Annotated in this window: 6 protein-coding genes and 1 pseudogene; 5 read left to right on the forward strand and 2 right to left on the reverse strand. The window is 58.8% G+C overall.

Annotation, left to right across the window (positions count from 1 at the left end; all coding sequences use genetic code 11):
- Positions 1 to 192 precede the first annotated feature (192 nt).
- Together HGP17_RS27035 and HGP17_RS27040 are read right to left on the reverse strand one after the other, a co-directional pair.
- Complete coding sequence (locus HGP17_RS27035; RefSeq protein ID WP_168813754.1) at positions 193 to 807, reverse strand: hypothetical protein; 615 nt, start codon at positions 805 to 807, stop codon at positions 193 to 195.
- A 499-nt stretch (positions 808 to 1306) separates the two neighbouring features.
- The gene (locus tag HGP17_RS27040; RefSeq protein WP_168813756.1) at positions 1307 to 2206 is read right to left on the reverse strand and encodes a DMT family transporter; all 900 of its coding nucleotides are present in this window, start codon (positions 2204 to 2206) and stop codon (positions 1307 to 1309) included.
- Positions 2207 to 2729: 523 nt separating this feature from the next.
- Here HGP17_RS27040 and HGP17_RS27045 point away from each other — a divergent pair.
- The 5 genes and pseudogenes from HGP17_RS27045 to HGP17_RS27065 form a co-directional block, all read left to right on the forward strand.
- Positions 2730 to 3785 (forward strand): LacI family DNA-binding transcriptional regulator, encoded by a 1056-nt coding sequence (locus HGP17_RS27045; protein WP_168813758.1) that lies wholly within the window; start codon positions 2730 to 2732, stop codon positions 3783 to 3785.
- A gap of 38 nt (positions 3786 to 3823) precedes the next feature.
- A complete protein-coding gene (locus HGP17_RS27050; protein WP_168813760.1) occupies positions 3824 to 5437 on the forward strand; it encodes an acyl CoA:acetate/3-ketoacid CoA transferase in 1614 nt (537 codons plus the stop codon).
- On the forward strand, positions 5430 to 6209 hold the full coding sequence (locus HGP17_RS27055) for an enoyl-CoA hydratase/isomerase family protein (protein WP_168813762.1): 780 nt from the start codon (positions 5430 to 5432) through the stop codon (positions 6207 to 6209). Before HGP17_RS27050 ends, HGP17_RS27055 begins: the two co-directional genes overlap by 8 nt.
- Complete coding sequence (locus HGP17_RS27060; RefSeq protein WP_168813764.1) at positions 6209 to 7717, forward strand: aldehyde dehydrogenase family protein; 1509 nt, start codon at positions 6209 to 6211, stop codon at positions 7715 to 7717. Before HGP17_RS27055 ends, HGP17_RS27060 begins: the two co-directional genes overlap by 1 nt.
- A gap of 103 nt (positions 7718 to 7820) precedes the next feature.
- Positions 7821 to 8019, forward strand: a pseudogene (locus HGP17_RS27065) (sugar ABC transporter substrate-binding protein); the annotation flags it as partial.

Raw genomic sequence — 8019 nt, forward strand, 5'->3', positions numbered from 1 at the left:
AAGATGGTTAACAAGCTTCTAATGTCGCGCGGCAGCATCTTGCCGGCTGAAGGCCAGGGATAGCTCCGAGAACACGATCCGACCTCTCGAGCAGAGAGCTATATCGAGGCAAACGCCCAGGTTGATCTGGCCGGCACCTCAATTGCGCTCTTGATGTACGCGGCGTTTGCCGGGGGTGTTCGAAAGCGCTGCCTATTTGACGCCAATGCGCCGCGCTGCACGGCGGCGGCGATTTTGCTGCAAAGCAGTTTGAAACGCAGGATCGGTTTGCGCGTGCTGCGCAAGATCGCTGAAGAAATCCGCGACCTCTTCGGCCGTATCCACAACGACGTACTGCAATCCGCCGCCGGCATCGATGGCATCGTAGCTGATCTTGACGCCGAAACCGCCGGCAACCCTGCGGAACCACGCGGCGCGCCAATTGGTGAAGGCTTGGGGATCCACCAGGAATTCGGAAAGCAACGACTTTTGCTGCTCGACCCTCGCAACAAAGGTCGAGACGGCATCCATTGTGTTTGCCTTCGGCTTTTCAGCACGTTTCGATGACCACTTTTGTACGAAGTCAGGCAGGTTTGGCGCCGCCAAGTCCTCGAAACGCTCGGGTATTACTTCCGGAACGGTTTCCTCGGTCTCGCAGTCATCCTGCTTGATGAGCGGGCTGACTGGCGTCTCCTGCGCTTCTGCCAGGTTCCGTTTCAGATCTTCGGTGAATTTGCCCCAGATCGATCGTGATTGTTCCGCCGGCTTGGTTCTCTTGGTGCGAGACCCTTTGATTTCGACGATGAAGGACTTTGTCTGTTTGGCCATGGTGCTCGAATGTACGATCAGCGTGGAGCCGCTGCTTATGAATGTTTATCTCGAATGATGAGAACGCGAGAAAAGTTTAAACGCCGTCACTCACGATACTGCAATTGCTTTTCGGCTTGTATAGGGCAACGCCGTACACCAAAGTGATCCATCAAGCAATATTGATGCTTCATTTAACTTTGGTCTGACCACTCGATGTTTGACATCGGAGTTTATTCTAGTGATTTCCTATCTGAAGAAACTGATAGAGTTCAATCCATGATTTGTATTACAGGGATGACTTAATCGCTTGCGCAACACTACTTGGTGTAAAGATGCACAGGTCGCATGAGTTGTGGAGCTGGATTGTCGAGCACTTATACGTTGATCATTCAGAAATCATGGGGTGTCGGCGGTATGCCGTTGCGCGCGACGATCGTTTCTTCCCCGCGTCGCGTTATTCACGCCAATAAACTGATTGGGGTCGCTTCGCCTTATGGTCCTGCGCCTGCAGAAGAGGTCAGTGAGATGCTTTGCTTCGCGCTGCCAGATGTCCCCGGCGTTCCCAGATGATCAGGATGATGCTCGATACGATGATCAGCAACGCGCCGGCGAAGACGTTCACAGCTGGAATTTCCGCCCAGATCAGATAGCCGTAAATGAAAGCCCAGACGAGGCCTGTATACTCCACCGGGGCGAGCGCCGATGCGGGTGCGTATCGATAGCCCTCATAAAGCAGAAACTGACCAAGCGCCGAAACAAGGCCGAGACCGAGCATCATTGCCCATCCTGCGGCATCGGGGGTCTTCCATATCCAGGGAAAGGACACTGCGCAGGCGAGGCCGAACAACAGGCTCGTCGCAAACATCTGCGTCAATGTCGACTCGCTGCGACTGACCAATCGTATCAGGATCGTGCTCCATGCCCAGCAAAAGCCGGCGACGATACACATGGCTGCTGGAATGAGGTTCGGCGAATGCGTTGGATTGACCGCGACCAGCACGCCGACAAAGCCGCCTGCACAGGCCACCCAGCGGCTGATGCCGATTTTCTCATGCAGGACGAGGATGGACAGCGGCATGACCATGATCGGCGCCGAAAAATAGAGCGTCGTCAGTTCGGCGAGTCCCAGGTGCTTGGCCGCATTGTAGAAGAGTAACCAGGCAAGAAGCATCAGAGCCGCTCGCAGCACGACGGTTTTCCGATAAGGGCTCTTGAAGATCGACGGATGGCGATAGCGCCGAACGAATATGCCCGCGACGATCACGATGACGAGGCTTCTCAGAAAGAGAATTTCCGGAACTTCATAATCGGCAACCAGCCACTTCACGACGGCGTCCTGCAGGGCAAAGCAAGCGTAGCCGGCGCTGGCGAGCGCAATGCCCGCGAGCGGACCTTTCTTAGTCTTTCCCGAGATCATGGAGCCTCCATCATGCCTGCGTGCGTCGAATCAATATCGGCGGCCCCCTCGCATCGCAGTATCTTACAGCTCACGCAAGTATTTCCCCGGCCAGTTCGGGAGCGCCTGGCACAAATAAGATCGAATGCAGCTATTTCGAAAAGCTGGCGAGAAGGGACGGCCGAACGGCTTTGCTTGATTTCAGTCGTGCAAGGATCTCAGGCGCATCGAAATATCAAGTAGCATGGGGGTGCTTCTCAATTGCGATTGCCACGGCTTCTCTTCAATGGTTGGTTCGATAAAAAAATTAGAACGTTCCAAATTTTTCCCAGATCCCCTAAAATTATGGAGGCCGCCTGTAAGGGCGACGAGGGAAAAATTTCGAATAAACCTATATTATTCAATGAAGTGATAAGAATTATAATTCGATTTCAGCAGAATCTCCATTATTGCCTTACAGGATTTTGTCGAGAGTTTTCGCTTGACTTAGTTGGAACGTTCCAATTAAGTGCCATCACGCAACGAGCTGTCGGAGGAGGATGTAATGGCGAAGGGGCGGGTTACCGTCATTGATATCGCGCAGGCTGCCGGCGTCTCGAAGTCGACGGTTTCGCTCGTCTTGCAAGGATCTCCTCTCGTCAACGAGGGAACGCGGACGAAGGTCAATGCCGTGATGCGCGAGCTTGGCTACGTCTATAATCGCGGTGCCGCCAATCTCAGGCAGTCGGGCGCCAAGTCGAAGATTATCGGCGTTGTCGTCAACGATCTGACCAACGGCTTCTTTGCCGAACTTGCTGTCGGCGTCGATATGGTCGTGCAGTCCGCGGGTTTCGTCCAGTTTCTGTCCAACACCAGTGAAAGCCTGGATCGCCAGCGCGAAGTCATCGCCTCGATGCGGGAGCACGGGATTTCGGGGCTCATTCTCTCGCCCTCGCGTGCGACCGAAGCCTCGGATCTCAAGCCGCTTGTCGCGGCGGGTATTCCTGTGGTTGTCGCGGTGCGAAATGTTCCGGGCGCAAGGGTGTCTTCGATCGTATCGGACAATCGCGAAGGCATATTTGCCGGGGTGCAGCATCTCGCATCGCTCGGGCATCGCCGGATCGCCTTTCTTGGTGGGTTCAACGATACCGCCGTTTTTGACGAGCGGCTCGATGGCTATCGTGCGGCGATGGCGAACTGTGGGATGGCGCTGGAGGAAAGTCTGATCGTGCCGTCCGCGCCATCGAGGGCCGGTGGGGCCGATGCGATCGGACGTGCACTGGCGATCGAGGAGAAGCCGACGGCGGCCGTTTGCTTCAACGACGCGGTTGCCTTTGGCGTCTGCGACGGATTGCGCACCATTGGGCTCGAGCCGGGGCGCGACTTTGCCGTGGTCGGTTTTGACGACGTGATCGAAGCCAAGACAGCGGTTCCGGCTCTGACGACAATCTCTGTCGATCCGCAAGGAATGGGCCGCAGGGCCGCACAGTTACTTCTCAAGCAGATCAATGCCGGAAAGGCCGAGGCCGAGGCGATCGTGTCGTCCGTGCGGCTTGTGGTCCGCGAAAGTTGCGGCAGCGGTGCAATCGCGAAGCGGCAGTCATCGCCGATCATGGCGTGATCCTGGTCGGGACAAAGAAAACAGGACTTTAAGTGAACATGAGCAAGCACATCACCCCGGCGCAAGCCGCAGCCCTCATCCCGGATGGAGCCGTCGTTTCGGTCTCGTCATCCAGCGGTCTCGGCTGCCCCGATCTCATGCTCAAGGCGATCGGCGAACGTTTCGAGGCGACCGGCCACCCGCGCGACATCACGACGCTTCACCCGATTGCTGCCGGAGACATGAGCGGCATCAAGGGTGTCGACCATATTGCCAAAAAAGGTTTGTTGAAGCGCATCATCGGCGGCTCATACCCTTCCGGCCCTTCCAGTTCGGAACCGCCGTTGATCTGGCAGATGATCACCAATAACGAGATCCCAGCCTATAACATTCCCTCGGGGATCATGTTCGACATCCATCGCGAGGCAGCGGCCAAGCGGCCGGGTGTCCTGACGAAGGTCGGCATCGACACGTTCGTCGATCCCGAGCGGCAGGGATGCGCCATGAATGGGCTTGGTGCGCAGGAACCCGTCGTCAAGCGCGTTTCCTTCGAAGGCGAGGATTGGCTTTTCTTTCCGTCTATCGTCCCGCAGGTCACCATCGTTCGTGCTACGACGGCAGATGAGCGCGGAAATCTCACCTACGAACATGAGGGCGCCTATCTCGGCGGCCTCGATCAGGCGCTGGCCGCCCGCAACAATGGCGGCATTGTCATCGCCCAGGTCAAGCGGATCACCAAGGAAGGATCCCTGAAGCCGCATGACGTCCGCGTGCCGGGTATGCTGGTCGACTACGTCATCGTAGATCCTGACCAGAAGCAGACGACCCAGACGCTCTACGATCCCGCGATCTCGGGAGAAATTTTCCGGCCGCTCGATAGCTTCACGGTTCCGGAATTCAACATTCAGAAGGTGATTGCGCGCCGTGTGGCGCAGGAGCTGCAGGCTGGCAGCTGCGTCAATCTCGGCTTCGGCATTTCCGCGAACGTACCGCGCATCCTCCTGGAGGAAGGGCTTCACGGCGCGGTTACCTGGGTCATCGAGCAGGGTGCCGTCGGTGGCGTGCCGCTTCTTGATTTCGCCTTCGGCTGCGCCTCCAACGCGGACGCCTACATGCCGTCCCCCTACCAGTTCACCTATTTCCAGGGGGCCGGCTTCGATGCATCGCTGCTATCCTTCCTGGAGATCGGCAGGGATGGTTCGGTGAACGTCTCCAAGCTTTCGTTCCGCCCCCATGTTACAGCGGGTGCCGGCGGCTTTGTCGATATCACGGCGCGCGCCAGGAAGATCGTCTTCTCAGGCATGTTCAATGCCGGCGCGAAGCTGTCGATCGTCGACGGCAAGCTCGTGATCGATAAGGAAGGCAAGTTGAAGAAGCTCGTCAACGAAGTCGAGCACGTTACCTTCTCCGGCAAGCGGGCGATCGAACAGGGGCAGGACATCACCTATGTGACCGAACGATGCGTCATGAAGTTGACGCCGAACGGCATCGTTCTGACCGAGATTGCGCCGGGCGTCGATCTGCAGACCGATATTCTCGATCAATCGGAATTCCCGCTTATCGTCGCCGAAGATCTCAAGCTCATGGATGCGGTGCTCTTTGCAGAACCGGCCATCGGTCTGTCGCTGCCGCGCAAGGACGCGCGCGTCCTCGAGGGGATGTTCCATGGCTAACGGCACGGTGAAGGTCGAAGTTGACGGCCATATAGCGATCATGACCGTCGCGCGTCCGGAGAAACTGAACGCACTTGACTTGGGGATGCTCCAGGCGCTTGCCCAGGCGGCCGACGAGGTCGAGGCAAACGCGCAGGTGCGGGTGGCGATCCTGACCGGCGAAGGCAAGGGCTTTTCTGCCGGCGGCGACATCAAGGCCTGGGGCGGCATGCGCCCGGAAGAATTCGGCCATGCCTGGGTTCGGCATGGGCATCGCATTTTCGAAAGGCTTGCCACGCTTCGCGTTCCGCTGATTGCGGCGCTGAACGGCCATGCGCTTGGCGGCGGGCTGGAGCTTGCCGGCGTGGCGGACATCCGTATTGCAGAGGAGCAGATCAAGATCGGCCTTCCAGAGACAGGCCTCGGCATGGTGCCGGGCTGGTCGGGAACGCAACGGCTGGTCAAGCGCTTCGGCGCTCAGGTCGTGCGGCGCATGGCGCTCGGCGGCGAGATCTTTACGGCCGAAGAAGCGCGATTGCTCGGCATGGTCGATGCGATTACCGCAACCGGCAATGCCGTTGCCGCCGCCCGTGATTACGCGGCCCGCATCGCCAGCAGGGGTCCGGCGGCACTCGAAGTTGCCAAGCTGATGATCGCGTCGGCAAACGGCGAAGACAACGGTACGGCTGTCGAGGCTCTGGGATCCATCCTTGTCGCAAAGACCGGTGATCTCAAGGAGGGCGTCGCTTCGTTCAGCGAAAAGCGCCCGGCACAGTTCAAGGGAGAATGGTAATGACGGTTCTGGTTGCTCCGAAAGTTCTTAGCGATCACCGGGTTCGCGACTTCAAGATGCTGATCGACGGGAAGTGGGAAGCCGGTACATCCCATTCGATCGAGCGTGTCGCACCCAGCCATGGCGTGCTCGTGAGCCGCTACCCTGCGGGAACGAAAGCGGATGCCGAGCGTGCGATCGCTGCGGCGCGCAAGGCATTCGACAACGGCGCTTGGCCACGGATGACGGCTTCGGAGCGCGCGAACGTGTTGCTCAAGGCTGCCGATCTGATCGCCGCACGCGCGGAGGAGCTTGCCTATCTCGATGCCATCGAAGCCGGTAAGCCGATTTCGCAGGTTCGCGGCGAGATCGCCGGCTCCGTCGATATCTGGCGGTATGCGGCATCGCTTGCGCGCAATCTGCATGGCGAAAGCTACAACACGCTCGGCGACGGCACGCTCGGCGTCGTTCTGCGCGAAGCGATCGGCGTCGTGTCGATCATCACGCCGTGGAACTTCCCGTTCCTGATCGTCGGCCAGAAGCTCCCCTTCGCATTGGCGGCTGGCTGCACGACGGTGGTGAAGCCCTCCGAGTTGACATCCGGCTCGACCCTCGTTCTGGGTGAAATCCTGCAGGAAGCAGGCGTTCCCAACGGCGTCGTAAACATCGTCACCGGAACGGGTGCCGAGGTCGGCGCGATCATGACCTCTCATCCGCATGTCGATATGGTGTCCTTCACCGGCTCCACGGGCGTCGGCAAGCTGACCATGACCAATGCCGCGCAAACGCTGAAGAAGGTTTCCCTCGAACTCGGCGGCAAAAACCCGCAAATCGTCTTTCCGGATGCCGATCTCGATGCCTTTATCGATGCCGCCGTATTCGGCGCCTATTTCAACGCCGGCGAATGCTGCAATGCCGGGTCGCGTCTGATCCTGCACAAGGATATCGCATCGGATGTCGTCAGGCGTGTCGCGGAACTGGCAAAGCACGTCAAAGTCGGCGATCCCCTCGATCCGACGACCCAGGTCGGCGCGATCATCACGCCGCAGCATCTCGAAAAGATCGGCGGCTATCTCGCCGGCGCCAGGGATAGCGGCGCAAGGATCGCGCATGGTGGCGAAACGCTCGACTTCGGCATGGGCCAGTTCATGGCGCCGACGATCCTCGAGGCCGTAACCCCCGGCATGGCGGTCGCGCGCGAGGAGGTTTTCGGGCCTGTGCTGTCCGTGCTCACATTCGAAACGACGGCCGAGGCGATCGAGATCGCCAACTCGATCGACTACGGCCTGTCGGCCGGGGTCTGGAGCCGCGATTTCGATACCTGCCTGACCATCGGCAGGAAGGTGAGGGCCGGAACCGTCTGGATGAACACCTTCATGGACGGAACGCCTGAACTGCCCTTCGGCGGATACAAGCAATCCGGTCTCGGCCGCGAACTCGGCCGTCATGCGGTTGAAGACTATACCGAGACGAAGACGCTCAACATGCATGTCGGCGGCAGAACCAACTGGTGGATGCCGCAGAAGTAGACGCTGGCTTAGCCGGCTTAGAACTGCGCCTGAGGAGGGCGAAAGGGGACGCGGGAAATGGCTCCCGTATCCGGTGACTGTTTAAACTGGGAGGTTTTTATTGATGCGTAAGCTTCTGATGATGAGTGCGGCATTGGCTCTTGCGCTGTCTGGATTGACGGCTGGAGCAGCGCGTGCGGCGGATGTTAAGGAAGTGCAGATGCTGCACTGGTGGACATCGGGCGGTGAGGCAGCGGCTCTGAAGGTGATCAAGGACGCGCTGGCCAAGCAGGGCTACAGCTGGAAGGACGTTCCGGTTGCCG

This window comes from Rhizobium sp. P38BS-XIX (assembly GCF_012641435.1).
In the GTDB taxonomy this organism is placed as follows: Bacteria; Pseudomonadota; Alphaproteobacteria; order Rhizobiales; family Rhizobiaceae; genus Rhizobium.